The sequence below is a fragment of the Shewanella sp. SNU WT4 genome (assembly GCF_006494715.1).
Lineage (GTDB): Bacteria > Pseudomonadota > Gammaproteobacteria > Enterobacterales > Shewanellaceae > Shewanella.
Window position 1 is genome coordinate 4,021,695 of record NZ_CP041151.1, and the last position, 24,426, is coordinate 4,046,120.

Here is a 24,426-nt window from a genome sequence, read left to right on the forward strand (position 1 = left end):
TCTTCCTTTCACTCACTTACACAACTCGATACACTGATGCCAATCGCTTATGGCCTAGCCTACTTGCCTGAGTACCGACCTAACCGCTTGCCAATCTAGCGTATTTTATTCTAAGAGATTATTTGTATCATGATAGAAAAGTTTGCCGAAGTCGCCCTTCCTGTTCCCATGCGACAAAACTTTAGTTATCGCCTCACTAGCCAACAAGCCATAGATGCCAAGCCAGGCTGCCGGGTACGAGTTCCCTTTGGTCGTCAGCAACTTATTGGCATTATTGCCGCTATAACCGATCACTGTAACTTACCAACCACACAAATCAAGTCAGTGACTAGCTTGCTTGACCTTGAACCTTTACTAGCACCACCTTTATTACAGTTAATTGAGCGCGGCGCCCGTTATTATTTAGCGAGTCTTGGGCAAATGCTTACGCAGGCGCTACCTACTGCCCTGCGAAAAGGTGCTAGCAGTGATGCCAACACTGAAATTTATTATCAATTAACCGCCGCTGGCCAAGCCCTTAAAGATACTGATTTTAAACGCGCCACCAGCCAGCTTAAAATTTGGCAAACGTTAAGCACTGATAAACTCGCCAAAGAACAATGCCAAGCATTAGGTTTAAGCGCACCATCGCTTAAGACTATGGAGCAAAAAGGTTGGCTTGAGACTATTGAAGTGGCGCCTATTGAGGATCTTAGTTGGCGCGACAACCTTATCCTGCTTGAAACCCCGTTACACTTAAATACCGAGCAAGCGGTGGCGGTCGCCGCCATCAATAGTCGCACTGGTTTTTATCCAAGCTTAATCGAGGGCATTACTGGTTCGGGTAAAACCGAAGTGTATTTATCCCTGCTCGAAAAGGTATTGGCTGCAGGCAAGCAGGCCTTAATCTTAGTGCCAGAAATTGGCTTAACGCCGCAAACTATTGATCGTTTCCGCAGCCGTTTTAAGGTGCATGTCGCCGTTATTCATTCTGGATTAACTGATAATCAGCGCCTACATGCGTGGCAAAAATCCCGCAGTGGTGAGGCCGCCATTATTATCGGTACACGCTCGGCGTTATTTACCCCCATGCGCTATCCCGGCATTATTATTCTGGATGAAGAACACGATAGCAGTTTTAAACAGCAAGAAGGTGTGGGTTATCACGCCCGTGATTTAGCGGTTATGCGCGCGCAATTAGAGCAAATTCCTGTGGTACTGGGCTCAGCAACGCCATCTCTAGAGACACTCAACAATGCCTTATCTGGGCGTTATGGCCATTTAAGCTTAAATGAGCGCGCTGGCAAGGCTAAAAAAGTGCGTCAGGGCATTATTGATATTCGCAATCAACCGCTTAATTGCGGCATGTCGAGTGCCCTTATCAATGAAATGCGCCTTCATCTTGATGCAGGCAATCAAGTCTTACTGTTTCTTAACCGCCGCGGCTTTGCGCCAGCGCTTATCTGCCATGAATGTGGCCATTTACACGAATGCGATCGCTGTGACGCCTTTTTTACTGTGCATCAAGCCTTAAATGAAATCTGCTGTCATCACTGTGGCAACCAACACCCCATTCCCAAGCAGTGCCATCAATGCGGCAGCACTATGCTCGCAGGCCAAGGCATAGGCACAGAGCAATTAGAGCAAACCTTAGCAGGATTATTCCCGCAATATCCTGTCGTACGAATAGACAGAGACAGCACGCGCCTCAAAGGTTCATTAGAGCGGCACTTAGGCGCCATTCATCGCGGTGAATTTAAGATCTTGGTGGGCACGCAAATGTTGGCCAAGGGTCATCATTTCCCCGATGTCACGTTAGTTGGGTTATTAGATGTTGATGGCGCGCTGTTTAGCGCCGATTTTAGGGCGCCAGAGCGGTTTGGGCAGTTGTATACACAAGTTGCGGGTCGCGCTGGCCGCGCGGCAAAACCTGGCACTGTGCTACTGCAAACCCATCAGCATGATAATCCCCTTCTTAAAGAGTTATTGCATAAAGGCTATGGTGATTTTGCCAGACAGCAACTGCAAGAAAGAGCTATGGCCTTGTTGCCACCGGTATGGCACATGGTGTTAGTGAGAGCGGAAGCGCATCGCGCAGAAGATGCCGATGCCCTGCTAAATGCCATCGCTAACTTACTCCCCCATGACAGGGAATTTGAAATTATTGGCCCGCTGCCAGCACCGTTAGATCGCAAAGCCGGCAAATTTAGACGACAACTGATGTTTCAAGCCAAAGATAGACAAAGACTACAACGAGAGTGCGAGCGCATTTTGCCTTTGGTGACTCACTTGCCAGAGACCAAGCGCTGCCGCTGGAGTTTTGATAGAGATCCACAAGACTTGTTGTAATGGGAAGCGGTAATAATAAATAGCGGGGGAGCAATGGGCAGTTGGTCTGCACCAACTGCCTCGAAACAAGCTTAGCCTTTACGCCACTTATGGCGAAACTTAATAATCAGCCAGCTGCTAATAGCCAAAATAAGCGTGATCACAGGGGCTGCCATTAAAATCATGGTAGCCACTTTACTTACTGGCTCAGGTAAAGACGGCAATAAATAGCCAAGCCCCACCAGCAGCGCCGTCCACAGCAAAGCACTCAACCAAGCAAAACCATAAAATTTAACGCTATTGTGCATACGCATGCCCATCATTAATGGCAACAATGAGCGCACCACAGGAATAAAACGGGCGCAAAACAAGGCAATTAAGCCATGACGACTAAGTAGCTTATCAACGGTTTGCAGCCTGTTACTCGGCACAGCATTGACCCAACCTTGAACTCGCGGTAAACGATTCAGTAATCGCCCTTGCACAAAAGCCAAATAACTACCAAAGCCCGCGGCGATAAATATCAGCAACAAAATGACCAAGGGATTGAGCACACCAACTGCCGCTAAGGTGCCAGAAAGGATCACGACACTATCGCAAGGCAAAGGCGCTGCGGGCAAAAAAGCACTTTCTAGAAAAATCAACGTGGCGACACATGCATAAATCACTAACGCGCTGCCAGGGGATTGCAGCGCGACAAAATCATGATGCCATAAGGCTTGTAACACACTGCCGACTGAGTCCAGCATGATCATACTCCAAACTTAGAAGCTGCCGATTGGCAAAAAAACAACATCAGAGCCGCTCTTTAAGGAGCATTACTGCATGGCGAAAACAATGAGAACACAGAATAAAAACTCTGACACAGTATGAGCCAACAAAGCCAAACAACAAGTACTTCTAAGGCAAAATTCATCTCAAGTCTTTTACCGTCAAACCTTATAAAAATCAAGCACAACAATGACTAACGCAGTATTGCCCTATGATTAAGTGAACGCAATTTAATCCGCGAGTAAGACCCAAGCCCAGCAGTGTTTAGCTTGAAATTAGTCACTGAAATCGACTAGGTTGACAAAAATTCATCCTGAAGATGGCTTTTAACCATCACAAGAGGCTAGAATGCTTGATCATTCTGTTCCTATTTTTGCCATCTGTGTCGGTTAAGCCAATGAAATCACATATCCACTCTTTACTCGAACAAACTGTCGATCAATTGAAACAACAAGGCATTTTGCCGTCTGACTTTGAAGCTCGTATTCTGGTCGATAGAACCAAAGACAAGAGCCACGGAGATTTGGCGACCAATTTAGCAATGATGCTGACCAAAGCCGCAGGTAAAAATCCACGCGAATTAGCCCAGTTGCTTATCGATAACCTGCCAGCCTCAAGCTATGTTTCTAAAGTAGAAATTGCCGGCCCAGGCTTTATCAATTTTTTCATCGATGACAGCGCCTTAGCTAAGCAATTGCAAGCCGCATTGGCGGACGATCATTTAGGGATTACCCTGCCTGAACGTCAAACTATCGTAGTGGATTACTCATCCCCTAACCTTGCTAAAGAAATGCACGTAGGCCACTTACGCTCCACTATTATTGGTGATGCATGTGCGCGCGCGTTAGAGTTTTTAGGCCACAAGGTCATTCGTCAAAACCACGTAGGCGACTGGGGTACCCAATTTGGTATGCTGCTGGCCTATATGGAAGAGCTGCGCGCCCAACACGGTGAGCATGCTGAATTAGAATTATCTGATTTGGAAGGTTTTTATCGCGCTGCCAAGTTACGTTTTGATGAGTCTGAAGATTTCGCCACTCGCGCTCGTAATTTAGTAGTTGAGCTGCAATCAGGCGATGAGTATTGCCATAAACTATGGCTGCAATTTAACGATATCTCACTCAACCATTGTTTTGATATCTATCAGCGTTTAGGCGTCAGCATGACCCGCGCCGATGTTAAAGGTGAAAGCACCTATAACGATGACTTACCAGTGATTGTTAGCGATTTAGCTGCCGAAGGTTTGTTGTCTGAAAGCAATGGTGCCAAAGTGGTGTTCCAAGAAGAATTCCGCACTAAAGAAGGCGAGCCACTGCCAGTTATCATCCAGAAAGCTGATGGCGGTTATCTGTATGCGACTAGCGATTTAGCCTCTATCCGCTATCGCGCTAATGTACTTAAGGCCGATCGCGTACTGTACTTTGTTGACTTACGCCAAGCCCTGCACTTCCAGCAAGTGTTTTCACTGGCGAAGAAAGCTGGCTTCGCTCCAGAATCTGTGAGCTTAGAGCACTTAGGTTTTGGCACCATGAACGGTGAAGATGGTCGTCCGTTTAAGACTCGCTCTGGCGGCGTAGTTAAACTGGTTGATTTGCTGATTGAAGCTAACACCCGCGCGCTGGAATTAGTTCGCAGCAAGAATCCAGACATGGATGCAGAAACGCTTGAAAATATCGCCCGCGTTGTTGGCATTAGCTCAGTGAAGTATGCGGATTTATCCAAGAACCGCGCCAGCGATTATATCTTCAGCTTTGAGCAAATGCTTAGCTTTGAAGGCAATACCGCGCCTTACTTACTGTATGCCTTTACTCGTGTTGCCGGTATCTTTAAGCGCGCCGAAAACATTGATTTAAGCAATGCCAGCATTGAATTAACTCACGACAAAGAGAAAGAGCTTGGCAACAAGTTAGCTCAGTTTGGTGAAGTATTAAATCGCATGGTCGCTAAAGGTCAACCTCATGCCTTATGTGCCTATTTATACGAACTGGCGGGTAACTTCTCGAGCTTCTATGAGGCGTGCCCAGTTTTGGCTGCAGAAAGTGAAGCACAAATGAAGAGCCGTTTGTTGTTAGCTAAATTAACTGCCAAGACCTTAAAGCAAGGTTTAGATTTACTTGGCATTGAAACGCTTGAAAGGATGTAAGCCGACTAATGACAAACCGTGACTACGCCAATAGAAAACCGCGCAGCACAGGCACCCCCCGCAAAGCGACTGGTGGTCGGACTGCAAAACGCAGTTCGGCTGCAGCTAATGGACAAAAGCCTAGCTTTTTGTTGATTGCTATCGCAGTTATCTTGATTGGGGGCTTTGGCTATTTCTTATATTTCCTCAAGTCTGGCAGTGATACTCCAGCAGCCCCGGTAACGGTTGAAGCGCCAGTCAAGGCCACTAAGCCTGCGGCAAAACCCGATCCGAATGCACTACCGCCTAAACCTACGGAAGAGTGGAGCTATCAAAAGGAGCTGGAAAATAAGCAAGTGATTATCGACTTGCCGGTTGAGACTAAACCCACCAGACCTTATCAGATGCAATGCGGTTCATTTCGCTCTGAATCTCAAGCCAATGAAATGAAAGCGGTTATCGCTTTTCAAGGGTTAGAAGCGCAAGTGCGCAGAACCGATGGTGCTAAAGGTACTTGGTTTAAGGTGGTATTAGGTCCTTACGAGCGCAAACGTGAGGCTGAACGCCAGCGCCACAAGCTGCAAAAAGTTGGCATCAATGGTTGTCAAGTGTGGCTGTGGGAAGGCTAGGCGAGTGTTAGTCAGCAATTGTTACCCTTATACTCCTAACGCCGAGCCTTATGTGCTCGGCGTTTGTTTATTATCAACCCCTCACAACTCCCCCCTTGATATTCGTTAAGATACCCCCATATTTATAATTATCGCACCGCCAATGATTATATTGGCTGGCACTTAAAGAGGAATTATCGTGACCACTATCGTATCTGTACGCCGCAACAATCAAGTCGTTATTGCTGGTGATGGCCAAGTGTCACTCGGCAACACGGTAATGAAAGGCAATGCCAAAAAAGTACGCCGCCTTTACCACGGTAAAGTTTTAGCCGGTTTTGCCGGGGGTACCGCTGATGCCTTTACTCTATTTGAGCGTTTTGAAGCCAAACTCGAAATGCACCAAGGTCACTTATTAAAATCGGCGGTTGAACTCGCTAAAGATTGGCGCACCGACCGCATGCTCAGAAAACTCGAAGCCATGCTAGTGGTGGCTGACACTGAATGCTCATTAATCATCACAGGTAATGGTGATGTCGTGCAGCCAGAGCATGACTTAATCGCCATTGGCTCAGGTGGCAACTATGCCCAAGCCGCCGCGTTAGCCTTATTACAAAACACTGAACTTGACGCTCGCAACATCTGCGAAAAAGCGCTCACCATAGCCGGTGATATTTGCGTGTTTACCAATCAGTTCAAAACGATTGAAGAAATTAACTATTAATCTTAGAGCGTTAGAGGTATTACCATGTCTGAAATGACTCCACGTGAGATAGTACACGAGTTAGATGCTCACATTATTGGTCAGCACAAGGCCAAACGCTCTGTTGCCATTGCCCTGCGTAATCGCTGGCGCCGCATGCAGTTAGACGCCAATCTGCGTCAAGAAGTCACCCCTAAAAATATTCTAATGATTGGCCCAACCGGTGTTGGTAAAACAGAAATTGCCCGCCGCTTAGCCAAACTTGCCAAAGCGCCATTTATTAAGGTTGAAGCCACTAAATTCACCGAAGTGGGTTATGTGGGTAAAGAAGTGGAACAAATTATCCGCGATCTTACCGATTCCGCAGTTAAGATGACCCGCGAACAACAAATGGTTAAGTGCCGCACGCGCGCTGAAGAAGCCGCCGAAGAGCGTATTCTTGATGCCTTATTGCCTAGACCAAAAGATGACTGGGACAATGACAGCAAGAGCGATACTCAGTCTCATACTCGCCAGATTTTCCGTAAGAAATTACGTGAAGGTGAGCTTAACGATAAAGAAATTGAACTGGATTTAGCTCAGCCACAAGCCGGTGTAAACATCATGTCGCCACCTGGCATGGAAGAAATGACTAACCAGTTACAAAGCCTGTTTCAGAACATGGGTAATGCGCCGACTAAACGCCGTAAGCTAAAAATCAAAGATGCCTTCAAGCAATTGATTGAAGAAGAAGCGGCTAAGTTGGTGAACCAAGAAGACTTAAAAGAGCAAGCGATTGAATTAGTTGAGCAGCACGGCATAGTCTTCTTAGATGAAATCGATAAGATTTGTAAGCGCGGTGAAAGCTCAGGCCCTGATGTGTCTCGTGAAGGCGTGCAGCGCGATTTACTGCCATTAGTGGAAGGCTGTACAGTAACCACTAAGCACGGCATGGTAAAGACTGACCATATTCTGTTTATTGCTTCTGGCGCATTCCAAATGGCTAAGCCATCGGATTTAATTCCAGAACTGCAAGGTCGTCTGCCAATTCGCGTTGAGCTTGATGCGTTAAGTGCTGAAGATTTTGAGCGTATTTTGACTGAGCCACATGCCTCACTCACCACTCAGTATATTGCGCTGATGGCCACCGAAGGCGTGCACATTGAATTTGCAGAGTCTGCCATTAAACGCATTGCGCGCGCAGCATGGCAAGTGAACGAGCGCACCGAGAATATTGGTGCTCGACGTCTGCATACTGTGATGGAAAAGCTGATTGAAGATATCTCTTATGATGCTTCTGAACAATCTGGCAGCCGCATAGTTATTGATGCTGAATATGTTGATGCTCATTTAGATGCGCTAGTAGAAGATGAAGATTTAAGCCGCTTCATCCTCTAATACTGCTCTGATGCGCCGCGCCCTTAAGTATTTGACACTTGAGAGCGCGGCGTTTTGTTAATGCCGACCTAAGCCGTTACCCACCACATCCAAATTCAATCGTTAATCTATCTTAAATAAAGCCACTATAGACCTAGAAATGCCAGCAACTTGCACTGTCACACAGCGAGTTATACTATGGCGCTCCTATTTTCAACCAATGCAAAGTTCTCAAGATAAGAGCAATGAGCACGCCTCATTCGTAGCCACTTGAGTTCAGGCTGATGGATATTGTTTATGACAACCCCACTTGTGACCTCGTTAAAATTAAAAAGAAAGTCTCGCATTCTTGAAGTAGGTTTTAGCGATGGCAGCTTGCATCAAATGACCTGTGAATTCTTGCGAGTACACTCACCGTCTGCCGAAGTGCACGGCCATGGCACCCCTGTGTTAGTCACGCACAAGAAAAACGTCAATATCAGTGCCATTGAACCCGTTGGCAATTATGCCGTTAAGTTAGTGTTTGATGATGGCCACGATACAGGGTTGTTTTCATGGCAAGTGCTGTTTGACTTAGCCACTCATCAAACTGAGTTATGGCCGCAATATTTAGCCCGTTTACGCGCAGCCAAAGGCTCGCGCGAACCGCTAATTGCTATGAATATTAAGTATTCTGATTAATGAGAGTTAGCCGCTATGGTTGCTCTACACTGCATCTGCAATTTTTGCAGCGTTAAAGCTTGGTGTGTTAAAGCTTGGGGGTTAAACCTTGCGGCGTTACAGGCTAGCGCATTGACCTTAGATAGACTCAAAGCGGGTTGTTTCGTTCACTTGACGCCTGCTTTTGGCGGTTGATTTTAATTAAATGATAAATATTTATTCCAGCCACAAAAGCATTCATCACAGCCACAGGCCAAGCTAAAATCAGCACGCCATAAACGGTAAAAGCCACACAGCCGACAAAGTTTAGCCAGCGCAGCCAGATGATGTCTTTCATCATTAATGAAATGGCCACCATCACCGAGGCAAAATAGCCAAGAATTTCAACCCACAGGTTATGTTCCATCGCGCCCTCAGTCACTCAATGTTGGCAATCTTAATTATCATTAAAGATTGGCATCATTTAGCTCGACTCGCCAAACTATCACCCGAGCTAATTTCACCCTTATCTAATCCAAGCCATTGCGTGATTGATAACGCTTTTCTTTTCAATAAAGCCTTATATACTGGCTCAAGACTCTTGATTATTCTGCCTAACCGGCAAGGGGAATTTATATGGAATACAACACTTCAGAACTGTGTGACATGTTCATTGATGTGGTTGATGTGGTCGAACCTATGTTCAGCAATTATGGTGGCTGCAGCTCCTTTGGCGGGGCCATTAGCACCATAAAATGCTATGAAGATAATGGCTTGATTACTGAGGTTCTCTCTGAAGATGGTCAAGGTAAGGTGTTATTAGTCGATGGCGGTGGTTCACTGCGCCGCGCACTCGTGGATGCCAGCATAGCCCAGTTAGCCGTTAATAATAATTGGGAAGGCATACTTGTGTATGGTTCAGTGCGCGATGTCGATGCTTTAGAAGAATTAGACATTGGTATTCAAGCGGTTGCCTCGATTCCTGTCGGCGCCGATGCCAATGGCGTGGGTGAAGTCGATGTACCGGTCAATTTCGGTGGTGTGACCTTCTTGCCTGGCGATCACCTTTATGCTGACAATACCGGCGTAATTTTATCGCCAGAACCGCTCGATCTTGAATAAACCAATGAGCGATATCCACTAGCGCTATCTACTTGCTTCAGCTACAAGCGTTAGCTTCAAGCAATAGATATGAGCAATCGATATTAGCGCTAGAGTCTATACGCCTACTCGCACAGTTAACTCGGTGACATCATCAGGGAGCATTTGCTCCCTGTTATTTTTTTTATCCGCGCTAAGGGCTATGATGAGCCATCTCATCATGACACGGATAGCCCATGATTCATTTAGCTCACATAAGCCCAAACCACATCAGCGAGATAGTCAGTCAGCGCCCGCTAGAAACCCATATTGGCGAGCAATGTCAGTGGTTAACCGAGTTAAATCCAGCTGCGTTAAGCCAAGCTAAGCAGCAAGGCGCTCGCTTTGCACTGTTAGGTATTAACGAAGACATAGGCCCGCGGGCAAATCTTGGCCGCGGCGGCAGTGGCCCTGGGTTTTTAGCCTGTCTAAAACAACTACTCAATTGGCAAGCTAATGATTTTTTTCAAGCAGAGCAATTGCTGATAGTGGGTGAAATCAACTTGTCTATACCAGTTGGCAGCGCTGAGGGTTTACGCCGGCAACTACCACTACTTGATGAGACTGTGAGTCACGTGACTCAGCAATTACTGCGCGCGGGGCTTGAGCCTATTATCATCGGCGGCGGCCATAACAATGCTTTTGGATTGATAGATGCACTCTATCAAGTCACATCCCTTCCCGTCACCGCCGTTAATCTTGACCCTCACAGTGATTTCAGACCAACTGAAGGGCGCCACAGTGGTAACGGCTTTAGTTATGCTGCGCAAAGCGGCGCCTTAGGCCAATATCAAATACTTGGACTACATGAACACAAAAACAGCCACGCGAGCTTGCAGCAATTAGCCCAGTTTAATGGCCGCTTTCATAGCTATCAGGCTATTTGGCAGCGCCGCCAACTGAGCCTAACGGATGCTATTGCCGACATCATCGAGCATTTACACCAAGGCGCGCCATTAGCTTTAGAGCTGGATGTTGATGCGATTAATGACATGCCATCAAGCGCCATGACCTGCGCTGGCGTGCCTTTGGCGGATGCTTGTTATTATCTATACCGTTTTGGCCGCGAATGTCAGCCGCGCTATTGCCACTTAGCTGAGGCCGCGCCAAGTTGTCACCCCGCAGGATTTGAGGCTGGTATGCGCCATAGCGGCCAAGCGCTGGCAGAACTGGTGATGAGTTATATTCAGGGGCGGTTAAGTCACTTATTACCGCGCTAATTTAATGACTAATTTAGCGACTACAAGCATTTAGCCTAGGGGATAGGTTCACCCCGCCGCCGCTTTATGGTCTAATGCCCAATCTAAAGGTCAAGTACCGGAATCAAGGACTGGATCACAGAGTGTTGGTTTAAGGATTTTGCCCGTGCTGGCTTTATCTTACACTCCCCCCATTACTTCTGAAGCGAATAGGATACATTGCCATGTCTGAGGACAAGCCAAATAGCACTCATTTTGGTTATAAAACCGTTGATGCCGATAAGAAAGCCGAGTTAGTTGCTGGGGTTTTCCACTCGGTTGCAGCTAAATACGACATCATGAACGATGTTATGTCCTTTGGGATCCATCGCTTGTGGAAGCGTTTCACCATTCAAACTGCGGGCGCTCGCCCTGGCATGAAGGTGTTAGATTTGGCCGGTGGTACTGGTGATTTAACCGCTAAGTTTTCTAAGTTAGTCGGTGACAAAGGCCAAGTGGTGTTAGCTGACATCAATGATTCCATGCTAAAAGTGGGCCGCAGTAAACTGCGCGACCGCGGTATTATCGGCAATGTTAGCTATGTGCAAGCCAATGCTGAAGCGCTGCCATTTCCTGATAATCATTTTGATATCATCACCATCGCCTTTGGTCTGCGTAACGTCACTGATAAAGATGCGGCGCTGCGCTCTATGCAGCGTGTCTTAAAGCCAGGCGGTAAATTACTGGTGTTAGAATTTTCAACGCCGCAGCATGAAATCATGCGCAAAGTGTATGATGTTTATAGCTTTAAAGTGCTGCCTAAGATGGGTGACTTCATCACTAAAGATGCTGGCAGCTATGAGTATCTGGCTGAATCGATTCGCATGCACCCAGATCAAGAAACCTTAAAAGCTATGATGCAAAATGCAGGTTTTGAGCAAGTGGAATACACCAACATGACCGACGGTGTTGTGGCATTACATAAAGGATTCAAATTCTAACATGTTGATTGAATGGCCTATGTTAGTGAGCGGCTTGGTAGAAACCGGCCTAGAGCGCTTACAAAAGCAAGCCCCCCATGAATATCGCAGCAGTCAGCTTATTGGCAAGGTGATCGTCATTGAGCTTGCCCAGTTGCCATTCCCATTATGTTTGATTTGTCACGATAGCATAGCAGTGCTGAGCGACTATAAAGCTCAGCACGATGTGCGTTTACGCACAGATATCGCCACTTTAATCGCCCTCACTCGCGGCGAGAGCGTCACAGACTTAATCAAGCAAGATAAGTTAGTGCTTGAAGGCGATATTCAGGTATTGCAGGCATTAAGCCGCTATCTACAAATGAACCCACCTGATTTAGCCGAGCCATTATCGCAGTTAATTGGCGATGTCCCCGTGCATCATCTTGAGCAAGCGGGTCGCTCGGCTATCGAGTTTTCTCAATACTTATGGCAAGCCAGCTGGCAACACATGGGTGAATTAGCGACCGAAGAATATCGAATCGCTCCGCATCGCATTGAATTTATTCACAGATGCGATGAAATTGAACAACTCGAACGCGACACTCAAGCGTTACAACAAAGAATAAGCCAGTTGATTGCTAAGGTAAGCTCATGACTCTCGCTAGTATTCGCCGTGGCTACCATGTGCTGCGCACCTTATTACGTTTTGGGCTAGATAAAGCCATTCCTGCCAAGCAGCGCCCTAAATCATTAACCTTAATTAAATGCGCCTTATTTTGGGTTCGCGATCAGCATCCTAATATGCACCATGCTGAACGGCTGAAATTGGCCATGCAAGAACTTGGGCCCGTGTATATTAAATTGGGGCAAATGTTATCTACACGCCGCGATTTACTCGATGATGAATGGGCTGAGCAACTGGCCATGCTGCAAGATAGAGTGCCGCCATTTGCCGCAGAACTTGCTCGCGCTGCCATTGAAGCTGAGCTGCAAGCGCCGCTTGCTAGCTTGTTTGATGATTTTGACGATACCCCGCTAGCATCAGCTTCCATTAGCCAAGTGCATACCGCGACGTTAAAATCCACCGGCGAAGCCGTGGTGCTTAAAGTCCTGCGTCCTAATGTTGAGCAGCAAATTTTAGCCGACCTAGAGCTCATGGAGCAAAGCGCTAAAGTGCTTAATTGGTTGCTCGGTGATGATAACCGTTTACGCCCGATTGAAGTGGTGGCCGATTATCGCACTACCATTTTAGGTGAGCTCAATTTAAAGCTTGAAGCCCACAATGCTGTGCGCCTGCGCAATAACTTCATTGACTCTAACGCCTTATACATTCCTTATGTCTATGAAGATTTATGCTTCCCACGCCTTATGGTGATGGAGCGTATTTATGGCATTCCAGTGTCTGACATTGCCGCCTTAAAAGCCCAAGGCACTAACTTAAAATTACTGGCTGAGCGCGGCGTTGAGCTGTTTTTCACACAAGTATTTCGTGATAATTTTTTCCATGCTGATATGCATCCTGGCAATATTTTTATCTCGCGGGAGCACCCAAACGACCCATTTTACATTGGCCTAGACTGTGGCATCATGGGCAGTTTGAACGATGAAGATAAGCGCTATTTAGCCGAAGTGTTACTGGCCTTTTTCAATCGTAATTATCACCGCATTGCCGAAGTCTATTTAGATTCAGGCTGGGTGACGAGTGACACTGACACTCAAGCGTTTGAGCAAGCAATTAAAGCGGTGTGCGAGCCGATGTTTAACAAGCCGCTGAATGAAATATCTTTCGGTCATGTCTTGTTAGAACTGTTTCGCACTGCGCGCCAATTTAAAATTGTGGTGCAACCGCAACTGGTGCTGATAGAAAAAACCTTGTTATATATTGAAGGCTTAGGGCGACAACTCTACCCACAGCTGGATTTATGGCAAACGGCAAAACCGTTTCTTGAGCAATGGATGACAGAGCAAGTTGGCCCTAAAGCCATGTTTAACAAGGTAAAGGCTAATCTGCCTTCTTGGTCAGACAAGATGCCTGAGTTACCAGAGCTGATTTATGACAACTTAACCATGGGTAAAAAGTTGTTAGGTAGCCAGCAGAAACTGCTCGACCGCTACATAAAACACCAAAGACAGTTACATAAAAGCAATTATCTGCTGATATCGAGCGCCAGTTTATTGATCTGTGGCACAATATTTTTCAATCAGCAGGTTACACTATGGCCGGCAATCGTCTGCCTCAGCACAGCCGCAATATTATGGTTGTGGGGATGGCGATCTAGACCAAATAATCGCAAACTTTAGCTAGCACTAAATAACGACAGGTTCATAATAGAACCAAGTATATTCTTGAGAGGAAACCTACACATGGGTGGCATTAGCATTTGGCAACTTTTGATTATCGCACTGATCGTAGTGCTGTTATTCGGTACTAAGAAACTGCGCTCATTGGGCGGTGACTTAGGCGGCGCAGTAAAAGGCTTTAAAAACGCCATGTCTAGCGAAGAAGACAAGAAAGCTATCGAAGAGCAAACTGCTGCCACACAGGCGTCAGCTCAACCTACTCAAACCGCTCAATCAAGTGCGCCGGCCGCTGACAAGAAGCCAGACACTGAAAAGCAGGCGTAAAATCCTATGTTTGACGGTATCGGCTTTATGGAGCTGCTACTCATAGGCATCATAGGCCTAGTTGTACTAGGCCCTGAGCGCTTACCGGTAGCCGTTCGCACCATTTCAGGTTGGATCCGTGCGATGAAACGCATGGCCAACTCAGTCAAAGATGAGCTGGAGCATGAACTCAAAATTGAGCAATTGCATTCAGACCTAAAGAAAGCTGAAGATAAGGGATTATCCAATTTGTCGCCTGAGTTGCAAGAATCTATTGAGCAACTTAAGCAAGCGGCGCAGTCAGTTAACCGTCCTTATCAGGTGGAAGACGTTAAGACTCCAACCCCTGCTGACAGCGTTCAACCTAAGGTTGAACCTAGCGTGGCAGACACGGTTGCGCCGAGCACAAATAATAATGACTCATCTCCAAAAGCTAACGGATAATTGATGTCGCAACAACAACCTTTAATTAGCCACTTGTTAGAGCTAAGAACCAAGCTGTTGCACGCCGTCGGCAGTGTATTGCTGGTATTTGTGTGCCTAGTGTATTGGGCGCAAGATATTTACCACTATATGGCAACCCCTCTGCTACAAGTCTTGCCAGAAACCGGCAGTATGATTGCAACCGATGTGGCAGCGCCTTTCTTTGCACCTTTCAAGCTGACTTTAGTCCTGTCATTTTTTGTTGCCGTGCCATACGTGCTGTACCAAATTTGGTCTTTTGTGGCGCCTGGGCTCTATAAGCATGAAAAGCGTTTAGTCATCCCCTTATTAGTCAGCAGTACCTTGCTGTTCTATTTAGGGATAGCGTTTGCTTACTATGTAGTTTTCCCTGTAGTGTTTGGTTTCTTCACCAGCGTGGCACCAGAAGGCGTTAATATCGCCACCGATATTAATAGCTACCTCAGTTTTGTATTGAAGCTGTTCTTTGCCTTTGGCCTCGCCTTTGAAATCCCAGTGGCAGTTATCTTGCTATGCTGGGCGGGCGTAACCACGGTTGCGGATCTAAAAGCTAAGCGTCCTTACATAGTGGTTGGCGCCTTTGTGGTCGGCATGATACTAACGCCGCCAGATATCATCTCGCAAACCATGCTAGCAATTCCTATGCTGATTTTGTTTGAAGCTGGATTATTAGCAGCGCGTTTTTATAGCAAAAACGATGATGAAGATGACACTGACAAGCCAGAAAGCACAGATAAGTAACTAATACCAATAGACTGTTAGTCTATTGTTTTCGCAGCATTCATCCTTGGTGAATGCTGCGTTTTGTTTTAATCTGCCATGCAGCTGAATCACATAACAAGGACGTACCATGAAGACACCCACGCTCACCACTCTAGCTATTCTCTTTATCGCGACCCCAGCCGCTGCCAATATCCATCAGCAGTTAAGTCAATGCAGCAGCATTAGCGACAAGCTTGAGCGACTGATTTGTTTTGATGAATTAGCCGCCAATGTCGACCCCGCATTAGCCTTAGCGCCAGCGGCTAAAGCGAGCGCAGCAGATACTGCAACTCAGGCCACATCTCAAGTAACAAGTCAGGCAGCAACCGCCAATGCCGACACCAGTGCTGATTTTGGTAAAACTAAAAAAAGCGCGAGCGATGAGCTTCAAAAAGTGTATTTAACTGTGGCAAAAGTCGATAGTGATGCCCGCGGCGATCTTGTTGTCACCTTTACCAACGGCCAAGCATGGCGACAAGTGGACGGTCGCCGCTATAAAGTAAGCGTTGGCCAAGAGGTTTATATTGAGCGCGGCGCGCTCGGCTCTTTCCTGCTCGGACAAGATGATAGAAATGGCGCGGTGAGGGTTAAGCGAGTTGACTAATGTGAAGCGTTACATAGATATTGCCGTCAATATTATTGGCAATTCCATGGAGACTCGCCTTGAGCAAGTGCTCGCGGATGCCGCCAGTGTGGGGGTTAGCCCCATCATCAATATTGGTAGCTCATTAGCTGAGAGCCAAGCGAGCCTTGAGTTGTGTCAGCGTTTTCCAAAGCAGATGTGGACAACCGCAGGCACCCATCCACACCATGCCAGTCAATGGGATCAACACAGCCAGGAGCAATTGCGCCAGCTTTGCCAGCAACCCTGGGTAGTTGCAGTGGGGGAATGTGGCCTTGATTATAATCGCGATTTTTCGCCGCGGCCGATGCAGCGCCAAGCCTTTAGCCAGCAGTTAGCGCTAGCCTGCGAATTAGGTTTACCGGTATTAATGCATGAACGTGATGCCCATGACGACTTTTTGGCTATCCTCAAAGAATATCGCCCACAGCTTAGCAGAGCACTGTTGCATTGCTTTACTGGCACGCAGGCGCAGATGGAAGCCTATATAGAGCAAGACTTATACCTTGGCATTACTGGCTGGGTGTGCGATGAGCGCCGCGGCCAAGAGCTCGCGGAAGTAGTAAAACACATCCCAGCGGATCGCCTGCTTATCGAAACCGATAGTCCATATTTGTTACCTCGTTCCATGCGTCCTAAGCCAAAATCTAGCCGCAACGAGCCTAAGTACCTCCCCGTTATAAGCGATAGTATTGCAAGCTTAAGACAACAAGACTCACAAGAGTTTGCCGAGCAATGCTACCTTAATAGCCAACGATTTTTTAAGCTTGATTGATATGTTTAAGCTATTAATTTTATTAGTATTAAGCGGTATTGGCGTCAGCCAAGCTGAGCCGTTATTGTTAGATCATAACAACACTGACACTTACCCGCTCAATAGCCATGTGCAGTTTAATCAGCAGTCACAAGATATTGAAATTAATGAGTTACTGTCGCAAGACCTGCTGTGGCAAGCGCTTCCTAGCGACTCCTTACCTAAGCTTGGCGCCCGTCATTTATGGCTAACTTTTTCTATCGTTAATACTGGCTACAAGCCCGCATGGAGTCTTGAACTTAACAACCCTCACTTAGATAATGTCGAAGTTTTTTTGCTGAAGAACAAACAGCTTATCAAGCAATGGCGCCTAGGCGACAGCCAAGTATTTACCGAGCGTAACGTCAACATTAGTGAATTTTTACTGCCGCTATACTTAGGCCATAACGATCGCTACGATTTCTATTTAAAGCTCAATACCGAAGGCATAAGTAACCTGCCTATTACCCTCTATAGTCGCGCCCACTATAATGAGGTGGCGCAAACCAAAAATTTAAAGTCCGGCATGCAGATAGGCCTATTATTCGCTATCGGTATTTTTGCGGTGTTTTTGGCGATAGCCATGCGCTCGAGTACTTATGGTTATTACGCCGGCTATGTGCTGGCAATGTCTATGCTGGTTGCGACACTACGCGGTTACAGCTTTCAGTATCTTTGGCCTGAATCACCGTTAATTCAACACTATGCGTTACTGCTCATCATCCCCTTAGTGCTTATTTTCGGTCTCACTTTTACCGAGAAGCTTTTGTGCTTAAAGCGCCATGATATTCCCTTACTACGAGCGCTGCGTACAGCCGTGGCCGTGTGGCTGCTATTAATGTTAGTTGCCCTGGTAGATCAAAGCTTTATGACACTCAAGCTGCAGCTAATTGCGGCCATCGCTAGTTGCAGCTTAATGATTTATACCGCTTGGGTGTTAACTCGCCGCGGCCATACCTTAGCCACCTTATCTTTGATCGGTTGGACCCTGATTCTATTGGGAACCCTTGGCAGTAGCCTGTCTTACCTCAACATTATCTATTTCCAAGGCGGACCAACCTCACCGCTGCTACTGGCCATGTCCACTGAAATCGTATTATTAGCTGGCGTAATGGCCTATCGTTTCCACTTGCAATCAAAGGCGACTCAGCACGCGCAGCAATTGGCGCAGGAGCAAAGCGATCATCTACAAAAGGTGCGTTTAGAGGCTTTGCGCACTGAGGAGAAACGCGCCGAAGAGTTAGAAGATATGGTGCAGCAACGCACCTTAGAGCTTGAAATTGCTCTTAAAGAACTCGGTGAAGCCAATCATAAGCTCACAGTGCAGACAGAAACGGATAGCCTTACTGGCGTAAGAAATCGCCAAGCATTTGATGCGCGCATCTTAGCTGAATGCCGTATCAGCCGCCGCCAACAGAGCCAGCTATCCCTGCTGATAATAGATATTGATAAGTTTAAATCCATCAATGATACCTATGGTCATATGGCGGGGGATGAAACCCTCAAAACCATAGCCATAGCTATCCAGCAGCAACTTAAACGCCCAACCGATCTATTGTCACGTTTTGGTGGTGAAGAGTTTGCTATTCTTCTGCCCAATACCGACCTAAGCGGCGCGCAGCATATTGCCGAGCGCATTCGTTTGGCCGTGGCAAATTTACAACTAGATAGGCGTGGGCAAGCTATTGCGCTTACCGTCAGCATAGGTATCAGTACCAAGGTTATCAGCAATGATGATCAAGCCGCTGAATTACTTGAGCAAGCGGATAACGCCTTATATCAAGCTAAAAATCAGGGTCGAAATCGCGTCTGTCTCGCAAGTTAGAGATGCGATTTGTTATTTTATTCAGGAGTCGAATGTGAATATCATTACCAGTGCTTTTCCAAATCGCAGAATGCGCCGCATGCGCAAACATGAATTTAGCCGCCGCTTAATGGCCGAGAATCGTTTAACGGTTAACGACCTGATTTATCCGATGTTTGTTATCGACGGCGACAACCGCACTGAGCAAATTGCCTCTATGCCAGGCATAGAGCGCTACACCATAGATTTGTTACTCAAAGAAGCCGAGCAACTGGTAAAACTAGGCATTCCTTTAATTGCCCTATTTCCAGTCACGCCGGCTGAAAAGAAAAGCCTATTGGCCGAAGAAGCCTATAACGCTGATGCCTTAGCCCAGCGCGCTGTACGCGCCTTAAAGCAAGCATTCCCGCAACTGGGAGTCATGACAGATGTGGCACTTGACCCTTTCACCACTCATGGCCAAGACGGCATTATTGATGACGAGGGTTATATCCTTAATGACATCACCACTGAAATCTTAGTAAAGCAAGCCTTGTCACACGCCGAAGCTGGCGCTGATATTGTCGCGCCATCTGACATGATGGATGGCCGCATTGGTGCTATTCGCGCCGCCTTAGAAGCCGCAGGTCACGTCAATACTCAGATCATGGCTTATAGCGCCAAGTATTCGTCTAACTACTACGGCCCGTTCCGTGATGCCGTCGGCTCTGCAGGCAATCTTAAAGGTGGCAACAAGCACAGCTACCAGATGGATCCTGCCAACTCAGATGAAGCCCTGCACGAAGTGGCATTAGATATTCAAGAAGGCGCCGACATGGTGATGGTTAAGCCTGGTATGCCTTACTTAGACATAGTGCATCGCGTCAAAACCGAACTTGCTGTGCCAACCTTTGCTTATCAAGTGAGCGGTGAATATGCCATGCATATGGCGGCCATTGAAAACGGTTGGTTGGCAGAAAAAGCCATAGTGATGGAATCCTTATTATGCTTTAAGCGCGCAGGCGCCGATGGCATTTTAACTTACTTTGCCAAACGTGCGGCGCAGTGGCTGCAGGAAGAAAAAGTCTAAGTACTTATCATGCTTACCAAAAGGCTACCGAGTGTAGCCTTTTTGCTGCCTTAAATTTAGCCGCTAAAAGAGTGATCTGCTTAACAGCCACTAATGCTCTGGCTATACCTTAGCAGCTATCCATGGTTCGATAGGTCATCAAGTTGCAATGGAGCCTTCGATGAGCCAAAAAACAATAATGAACATGAAAACGACTCAAGCCACGACTATCGCCAGCCTGCTATTATCCAGTGTACTAGTTTCCCCATTAGCTCTGGCCAACAGTGGGTGCGGATTCAATGATCAAGAGCAAGACCTATTTGCCATTTGCGCCGAGGAGCAAGACGAAGTGATTTTAACCGGAGATGTTAGCCCACAAGCCTTAATGGCGTTAGATGATTTTAGCCATGAGCAAAGCTATCAAGCCGACGCCAACGCGTTAGCGGCATTAAAAGCCATTGATAAGCCGACTGAAGTTATCGTGATTATTGGCACTTGGTGTCCAGATTGCCACCGCGAAACACCGCGATTCATTGAATTAATGGCAGCAGTCAATAACCCCAACATTAGCGTGCGTTATTTAGGGGTTGATAGACAAAAACAAGATCCCGATGGTCTGAGCGGTCAATATGAATTTAGCCGCATTCCGACCTTTATTATCCAGCAGGATAATAATGAAATCGGCCGCATTATTGAGCGTCCACAAGTGAGCCTTGAGCAAGATCTAGTGGCGATAGTCAATAAAGCCTAGTGACAATAAGTGCCTGCAACTAATGCAACTAGCAACTAGCAACTAACGACTCAACAAAAATGACGCACAAAAAAGCCAGAGCATGCTCTGGCTTAATTAGATGGTCCGCCTCACCCCTAAGCTAAGCTTAGGGTTAGGCAAACAAAGAGGCGAACCATCATGTCTACTATTAAAGTAATTGGGATCGATTTAGGCAAATCTTCTTTTCATCTTGTTGCTCATGACTATAGCGGTCGAGAGCAATTTCGAAAGCATTTATCTCGCGCAAAACTTATTGAGTTTTTAGCTCAAATACCCGCAACAATCATAGCTATGGAGTCATGTGGTGGCTCACATTGGCTCGCTCGAAAGTGCCAGTCTTTTGGGCACGAAGTTAAACTCATTCCTCCGCAGTACGTTAAACCTTACGTTAAAACTAATAAAAATGATTACATCGATGCTGATGCAATAGCGGAAGCATCAACACGCCCATCGATGCGCTTTGTTGGTGTTAAAACTGAAACTGCTCAGGTTATCTCAGTGATCCAACGTATTCGTTCTAGTTACGTAAAAGAGCGTACCGCGTGCATGTCCCGTATTGGAGCTATCTTGCTTGAATTTGGTATGAGCTTCCCTAAAGGGCATAGCAAGATGAAGAGCCTATTTCAATGGCTTGCTTATAGTAAAGAATCTATTCCTCAGATGTTAATGCAGGAGTTGATTGAGCATCACGAATACTATTTACAGCTTAATGAGCGTATTGCAGGTCAAGATAACAAGCTGAAACAGCTTGTCGAGCAAAATGAAGATGCTCAACTGCTTAAATCTATCCCAGGTGTGGGAAATTTAACCGCGAATCAGTGTTTAGCGGATATCTCCGATGTGGGTCACTTTAAAAATGGACGACAGTTAGCCGCCTGGATAGGGCTTGTCCCACATCAATACTCAACTGGCGGCAAAACCACGCTTTTGGGGATAAGTAAGCGCGGCAACAAAGCGTTGAGGACGTTATTCATCCATGGTGCACGGTCGATTTTATCAAGGCCAGAGGTCGCAGTCGCTGTTTTTGGTGAATGGATTTTGGAGTTAAGAGCCAGAAAGCCATTTAACGTAGCGGTTGTCGCTTTGGCGAATAAGTTAGTGCGGATAGCGTGGTCAGTGTTATCGACCAAGCAAGCATTTGAAGTAAGAGTTTAAGCCGAGTTTGCAGATGATAAAAAAGATGGCAGAACGGTCAGACCACTAGATTGAAGACCTGACAAAAAAACAGCAACGCAGTATGCTTTGGGCTTTTTGAGGACAATCTAGCGCGGAACTCATCGTGGAGCGGGTGGTAGCACCTAATGAAGACTCCGAATACATTAGCGCAAACCAACCTCGTTATCGAAAATATCATTTGCAATAACGAGGCGGACCATACATTTTTATGCGGAAATATTAGTCATCTAACAAACGATCGGCCAATAACTGCAACACCCCTTCGCGCAAAGCGCCGCCAGAAAGATGCAGTTTTTCCAGCCCTAAGATGTTGAATAATGCCAGTAAGATAGCAACCCCTGCGGCAAACGTCGGCGCACGTTCAGGATTCAAACCACGGATATTACTCAAGTGACTATCAGAGGCCGCTAAGATTTCTTGCTGCAAACTGACTAACACTTCCCGAGTAATAAGCTGAGGTACTTCACGGTGCGCCAATAATTCAATCACAGATTGCACTGAACCAGAAGCGCCAACCACACCATGCCAACCTAGCTCTTTGAGGCGCGCCTTATCACTGCCAAGAATTTCTTCAACCGCCACAGCGGCATCGTCAAAATCTTGCAACTGATAAGGGCTATCGGCAAAAAAGCGTCGGGTAAACGTAACGCAGCCAAAACCGACACTGCCTTTAAACAGCACTTCTTGACCTTCGCCCACAATAAATTCAGTGCTGGCGCCACCAATATCAAGCACTAAACGGCGACCATAACCTTTAGTATTGGCCACCATCCCTTGATAAATGAGCTCAGCTTCACGCATGCCGGAAATCACTTCGATGGGATGGCCCAATAAAGGCTCAGCTTTAGCGCTGAAATCATCGGCATTATTAATGGTTCTTAACGTCGCGGTCGCCACTACGGCGACATTGCCGTGGGGCACTTGATGGTATTGCAGCATGTCACCAAACATAGCTAGGCAGTCCAGTCCCCGCTGCATGACTTCATCATTCAAGCGACCATCAACCACGCCTTCAGCAAGGCGGACTTTACGCTTATATTTTGCAATCACCTGCGGCTGATGCCCACGGGTTCTTGCGACTAACATATTGAAACTGTTAGAACCCAAAGTAATAGCAGCGTATAAATCAACTCGCATATGGAGATTAAGCCCTACGTTGGCGGGTGTGACTGTTACGATTGCGAGGACTCGCTCCTCGTGGGGCACTATTGCGATCCCGCGACGTGCGTGGGTTCGGATGCTTACGATGAATGGCCACAGGCGGCGCGATATCATCTAACAGTGCTTCTCTATCGTATTCGCTCACCGGTATTTGATGGCTAATGTACTCTTCAATGGCAGGTAAATTAAGCGCATATTCTTCACAGGCAAAACTCACAGACACACCTTTTTGACCGGCGCGACCTGTACGACCAATACGGTGCACATAATCTTCGCAATCATCAGGTAAATCATAGTTGTAGACGTGTGACACATCAGAGATATGTAAGCCGCGCGCCGCAACATCGGTGGCTACTAACAGATCTAATTGACCTTCGGTAAACTGCTCAAGAATTTTAAGACGTTTCTTTTGTGGAACATCGCCGGTTAATAAGCCAACTCTGTGACCATCACCTTCTAATGCAGCCCACAATTTTTCACACATGTGTTTAGTGTTAGCGAATACAATCGCTTTTTCAGGCCAATCTTCTTCAATCAAGCTCTGTAATAAACGACTCTTATCTTCCATTGATGGATAGAAGATTTCTTCTTTAATATTTTTAGAGGTTTTTTCTAACGGAGCAATTTCAACTTTTTGCGGATCATTCATATGATCATACGCTAACTCCTGTACTTTCATCGACAAAGTAGCAGAGAACAGCATATTCAAACGGGTATTAGCATCCGGCATACGTCTAAATAAGAAACGGATATCTTTAATAAAGCCCAGATCAAACATACGATCGGCTTCATCTAATACTACCGCTTGAATGCAGCTCAGGTTAATCACCCCTTGACGCACAAAATCAATAATCCGGCCAGTGGTGCCAATTAATACATCAACGCCCTGATTTAATACGTTTAATTGCGCATCATAACCTTCGCCACCATAAATAATCGCCGTTTTCAGGCCGGTGTGCTTGCTCAATAAATTGGCATCTTTAGCAATCTGAATCGCTAATTCGCGAGTCGGTGCCATGATAATGGCACGAGGTTGATTGGTTTGACGACCTTCAACATCGGCAACCGTCAATAAGTGGTTAAAGGTAGCCACTAAAAACGCCATTGTCTTACCAGTACCTGTTTGTGCTTGACCGGCAAGATCGTGATGATTCAGTAAGATAGGTAATGACATTGCCTGAATTGGCGTACAAAATTCGAAGCCGTTTTCATTTAACGCTTCCAGCACTTGTGGGTGCAAAGGCAAATTGGCAAATTTTTGTGTAGATAAATGTGTTTCGCTCATAGCGGCATTTTACCTGTTGGGGTTGCAATAAGATACTTGATCGTTTGAAATAGCGGCAAGTAAAAACGGTCACTTGAAAATCCGTAATTTGTCCCCAATATACAGCGTAAGCCATTAACAAACCAGCAATGGCAACCAAACTGGAGAATAT

Annotated in this window: 24 protein-coding genes; 20 read left to right on the top strand and 4 right to left on the bottom strand. The window is 46.5% G+C overall.

The window, feature by feature from the left end; translation table 11 throughout:
- Window positions 1-132 precede the first annotated feature (132 nt).
- On the top strand, window positions 133-2,328 hold the full coding sequence (priA, locus tag FJQ87_RS18055; RefSeq protein WP_140934204.1) for a primosomal protein N': 2,196 nt from the start codon (window positions 133-135) through the stop codon (window positions 2,326-2,328).
- A gap of 71 nt (window positions 2,329-2,399) precedes the next feature.
- Here priA and FJQ87_RS18060 read toward each other — a convergent pair whose 3' ends face one another.
- Entirely contained in the window at window positions 2,400-3,056 is a 657-nt protein-coding gene (locus FJQ87_RS18060; RefSeq protein WP_140933827.1) for a DedA family protein, read from the bottom strand.
- Window positions 3,057-3,475: 419 nt separating this feature from the next.
- Between FJQ87_RS18060 and argS the strand changes: the two genes are divergently transcribed.
- The 5 genes from argS to FJQ87_RS18085 all read left to right on the top strand — a co-directional run bounded on the left by argS (window position 3,476) and on the right by FJQ87_RS18085 (window position 8,548).
- Window positions 3,476-5,221 carry an arginine--tRNA ligase gene (argS, locus tag FJQ87_RS18065; protein WP_140933828.1) on the top strand — a complete coding sequence of 582 codons (1,746 nt, stop codon included), beginning with the start codon at window positions 3,476-3,478 and terminating at the stop codon, window positions 5,219-5,221.
- 8 nt (window positions 5,222-5,229) lie between these two features.
- Window positions 5,230-5,829 carry an SPOR domain-containing protein gene (locus FJQ87_RS18070; RefSeq protein ID WP_140933830.1) on the top strand — a complete coding sequence of 200 codons (600 nt, stop codon included), beginning with the start codon at window positions 5,230-5,232 and terminating at the stop codon, window positions 5,827-5,829.
- 178 nt (window positions 5,830-6,007) lie between these two features.
- Entirely contained in the window at window positions 6,008-6,532 is a 525-nt protein-coding gene (gene hslV / locus FJQ87_RS18075; RefSeq protein ID WP_140933832.1) for an ATP-dependent protease subunit HslV, read from the top strand.
- A 24-nt stretch (window positions 6,533-6,556) separates the two neighbouring features.
- Complete coding sequence (gene hslU, locus FJQ87_RS18080; protein WP_140933834.1) at window positions 6,557-7,888, top strand: HslU--HslV peptidase ATPase subunit; 1,332 nt, start codon at window positions 6,557-6,559, stop codon at window positions 7,886-7,888.
- Window positions 7,889-8,158: 270 nt separating this feature from the next.
- The gene (locus FJQ87_RS18085; RefSeq protein ID WP_140933835.1) at window positions 8,159-8,548 is read left to right on the top strand and encodes a DUF971 domain-containing protein; all 390 of its coding nucleotides are present in this window, start codon (window positions 8,159-8,161) and stop codon (window positions 8,546-8,548) included.
- A gap of 127 nt (window positions 8,549-8,675) precedes the next feature.
- Here FJQ87_RS18085 and FJQ87_RS18090 read toward each other — a convergent pair whose 3' ends face one another.
- Window positions 8,676-8,933, bottom strand: coding sequence for a YgjV family protein (locus tag FJQ87_RS18090; protein ID WP_140933837.1), 258 nt, complete (start codon window positions 8,931-8,933; stop codon window positions 8,676-8,678).
- 209 nt (window positions 8,934-9,142) lie between these two features.
- On the opposite strand from FJQ87_RS18090, the gene rraA reads away from it, so the two are divergent.
- From rraA to FJQ87_RS18160, 14 genes are all read left to right on the top strand, one after another.
- A complete protein-coding gene (rraA, locus tag FJQ87_RS18095) occupies window positions 9,143-9,628 on the top strand; it encodes a ribonuclease E activity regulator RraA (protein WP_140933839.1) in 486 nt (161 codons plus the stop codon).
- A gap of 215 nt (window positions 9,629-9,843) precedes the next feature.
- The gene (locus tag FJQ87_RS18100) at window positions 9,844-10,866 is read left to right on the top strand and encodes a formimidoylglutamase (protein WP_140933840.1); all 1,023 of its coding nucleotides are present in this window, start codon (window positions 9,844-9,846) and stop codon (window positions 10,864-10,866) included.
- A 203-nt stretch (window positions 10,867-11,069) separates the two neighbouring features.
- Entirely contained in the window at window positions 11,070-11,825 is a 756-nt protein-coding gene (gene ubiE, locus FJQ87_RS18105) for a bifunctional demethylmenaquinone methyltransferase/2-methoxy-6-polyprenyl-1,4-benzoquinol methylase UbiE (protein ID WP_140933841.1), read from the top strand.
- Window position 11,826: 1 nt separating this feature from the next.
- Window positions 11,827-12,441, top strand: coding sequence for an SCP2 sterol-binding domain-containing protein (locus FJQ87_RS18110; protein WP_140933842.1), 615 nt, complete (start codon window positions 11,827-11,829; stop codon window positions 12,439-12,441).
- Complete coding sequence (ubiB, locus tag FJQ87_RS18115) at window positions 12,438-14,087, top strand: ubiquinone biosynthesis regulatory protein kinase UbiB (protein ID WP_140933844.1); 1,650 nt, start codon at window positions 12,438-12,440, stop codon at window positions 14,085-14,087. Before FJQ87_RS18110 ends, ubiB begins: the two co-directional genes overlap by 4 nt.
- Window positions 14,088-14,150: 63 nt before the next feature.
- The gene (gene tatA / locus FJQ87_RS18120) at window positions 14,151-14,411 is read left to right on the top strand and encodes a Sec-independent protein translocase subunit TatA (protein ID WP_140933846.1); all 261 of its coding nucleotides are present in this window, start codon (window positions 14,151-14,153) and stop codon (window positions 14,409-14,411) included.
- Window positions 14,412-14,417: 6 nt separating this feature from the next.
- Window positions 14,418-14,834, top strand: a complete 417-nt coding sequence (gene tatB, locus FJQ87_RS18125) for a Sec-independent protein translocase protein TatB (RefSeq protein WP_140933848.1) — start codon at window positions 14,418-14,420, stop codon at window positions 14,832-14,834.
- A gap of 3 nt (window positions 14,835-14,837) precedes the next feature.
- Entirely contained in the window at window positions 14,838-15,593 is a 756-nt protein-coding gene (tatC, locus tag FJQ87_RS18130) for a twin-arginine translocase subunit TatC (protein WP_140933849.1), read from the top strand.
- Window positions 15,594-15,702: 109 nt separating this feature from the next.
- Window positions 15,703-16,218 carry a hypothetical protein gene (locus FJQ87_RS18135; RefSeq protein WP_140933851.1) on the top strand — a complete coding sequence of 172 codons (516 nt, stop codon included), beginning with the start codon at window positions 15,703-15,705 and terminating at the stop codon, window positions 16,216-16,218.
- A 1-nt stretch (window position 16,219) separates the two neighbouring features.
- On the top strand, window positions 16,220-17,011 hold the full coding sequence (locus FJQ87_RS18140; protein WP_140934205.1) for a TatD family hydrolase: 792 nt from the start codon (window positions 16,220-16,222) through the stop codon (window positions 17,009-17,011).
- Between the two features lies 1 nt (window position 17,012).
- A complete protein-coding gene (locus FJQ87_RS18145) occupies window positions 17,013-18,854 on the top strand; it encodes a diguanylate cyclase (RefSeq protein WP_140933853.1) in 1,842 nt (613 codons plus the stop codon).
- Window positions 18,855-18,888: 34 nt separating this feature from the next.
- Window positions 18,889-19,902, top strand: coding sequence for a porphobilinogen synthase (gene hemB, locus FJQ87_RS18150; RefSeq protein WP_140933854.1), 1,014 nt, complete (start codon window positions 18,889-18,891; stop codon window positions 19,900-19,902).
- A 160-nt stretch (window positions 19,903-20,062) separates the two neighbouring features.
- Complete coding sequence (locus FJQ87_RS18155; RefSeq protein WP_240778779.1) at window positions 20,063-20,632, top strand: thioredoxin family protein; 570 nt, start codon at window positions 20,063-20,065, stop codon at window positions 20,630-20,632.
- 159 nt (window positions 20,633-20,791) lie between these two features.
- Window positions 20,792-21,808 carry an IS110 family transposase gene (locus FJQ87_RS18160; protein WP_140933856.1) on the top strand — a complete coding sequence of 339 codons (1,017 nt, stop codon included), beginning with the start codon at window positions 20,792-20,794 and terminating at the stop codon, window positions 21,806-21,808.
- Window positions 21,809-22,048: 240 nt separating this feature from the next.
- Here FJQ87_RS18160 and FJQ87_RS18165 read toward each other — a convergent pair whose 3' ends face one another.
- A complete protein-coding gene (locus FJQ87_RS18165; RefSeq protein WP_140933858.1) occupies window positions 22,049-22,966 on the bottom strand; it encodes an exopolyphosphatase in 918 nt (305 codons plus the stop codon).
- A gap of 7 nt (window positions 22,967-22,973) precedes the next feature.
- Window positions 22,974-24,275 (bottom strand): ATP-dependent RNA helicase RhlB, encoded by a 1,302-nt coding sequence (rhlB, locus tag FJQ87_RS18170; RefSeq protein WP_140933860.1) that lies wholly within the window; start codon window positions 24,273-24,275, stop codon window positions 22,974-22,976.
- Between the last annotated feature and the right edge of the window lie 151 nt (window positions 24,276-24,426).

Bases quoted from the DNA above. Each gene is read 5' to 3' on its own strand.
- tatA (WP_140933846.1), top strand. From the start codon at position 14,151: ATGGGTGGCATTAGCATTTGGCAACTTTTGATTATCGCACTGATCGTA.
- ubiE (WP_140933841.1), top strand. From the start codon at position 11,070: ATGTCTGAGGACAAGCCAAATAGCACTCATTTTGGTTATAAAACCGTT.
- tatB (WP_140933848.1), top strand. From the start codon at position 14,418: ATGTTTGACGGTATCGGCTTTATGGAGCTGCTACTCATAGGCATCATA.
- FJQ87_RS18145 (WP_140933853.1), top strand. From the start codon at position 17,013: ATGTTTAAGCTATTAATTTTATTAGTATTAAGCGGTATTGGCGTCAGC.
- FJQ87_RS18110 (WP_140933842.1), top strand. From the start codon at position 11,827: ATGTTGATTGAATGGCCTATGTTAGTGAGCGGCTTGGTAGAAACCGGC.
- ubiB (WP_140933844.1), top strand. From the start codon at position 12,438: ATGACTCTCGCTAGTATTCGCCGTGGCTACCATGTGCTGCGCACCTTA.
- FJQ87_RS18165 (WP_140933858.1), bottom strand. From the start codon at position 22,966: ATGCGAGTTGATTTATACGCTGCTATTACTTTGGGTTCTAACAGTTTC.
- FJQ87_RS18160 (WP_140933856.1), top strand. From the start codon at position 20,792: ATGTCTACTATTAAAGTAATTGGGATCGATTTAGGCAAATCTTCTTTT.
- FJQ87_RS18070 (WP_140933830.1), top strand. From the start codon at position 5,230: ATGACAAACCGTGACTACGCCAATAGAAAACCGCGCAGCACAGGCACC.
- hslU (WP_140933834.1), top strand. From the start codon at position 6,557: ATGTCTGAAATGACTCCACGTGAGATAGTACACGAGTTAGATGCTCAC.
- rraA (WP_140933839.1), top strand. From the start codon at position 9,143: ATGGAATACAACACTTCAGAACTGTGTGACATGTTCATTGATGTGGTT.
- tatC (WP_140933849.1), top strand. From the start codon at position 14,838: ATGTCGCAACAACAACCTTTAATTAGCCACTTGTTAGAGCTAAGAACC.
- FJQ87_RS18060 (WP_140933827.1), bottom strand. From the start codon at position 3,056: ATGCTGGACTCAGTCGGCAGTGTGTTACAAGCCTTATGGCATCATGAT.
- FJQ87_RS18090 (WP_140933837.1), bottom strand. From the start codon at position 8,933: ATGGAACATAACCTGTGGGTTGAAATTCTTGGCTATTTTGCCTCGGTG.
- argS (WP_140933828.1), top strand. From the start codon at position 3,476: ATGAAATCACATATCCACTCTTTACTCGAACAAACTGTCGATCAATTG.
- FJQ87_RS18155 (WP_240778779.1), top strand. From the start codon at position 20,063: ATGAGCCAAAAAACAATAATGAACATGAAAACGACTCAAGCCACGACT.
- FJQ87_RS18135 (WP_140933851.1), top strand. From the start codon at position 15,703: ATGAAGACACCCACGCTCACCACTCTAGCTATTCTCTTTATCGCGACC.
- FJQ87_RS18100 (WP_140933840.1), top strand. From the start codon at position 9,844: ATGATTCATTTAGCTCACATAAGCCCAAACCACATCAGCGAGATAGTC.
- rhlB (WP_140933860.1), bottom strand. From the start codon at position 24,275: ATGAGCGAAACACATTTATCTACACAAAAATTTGCCAATTTGCCTTTG.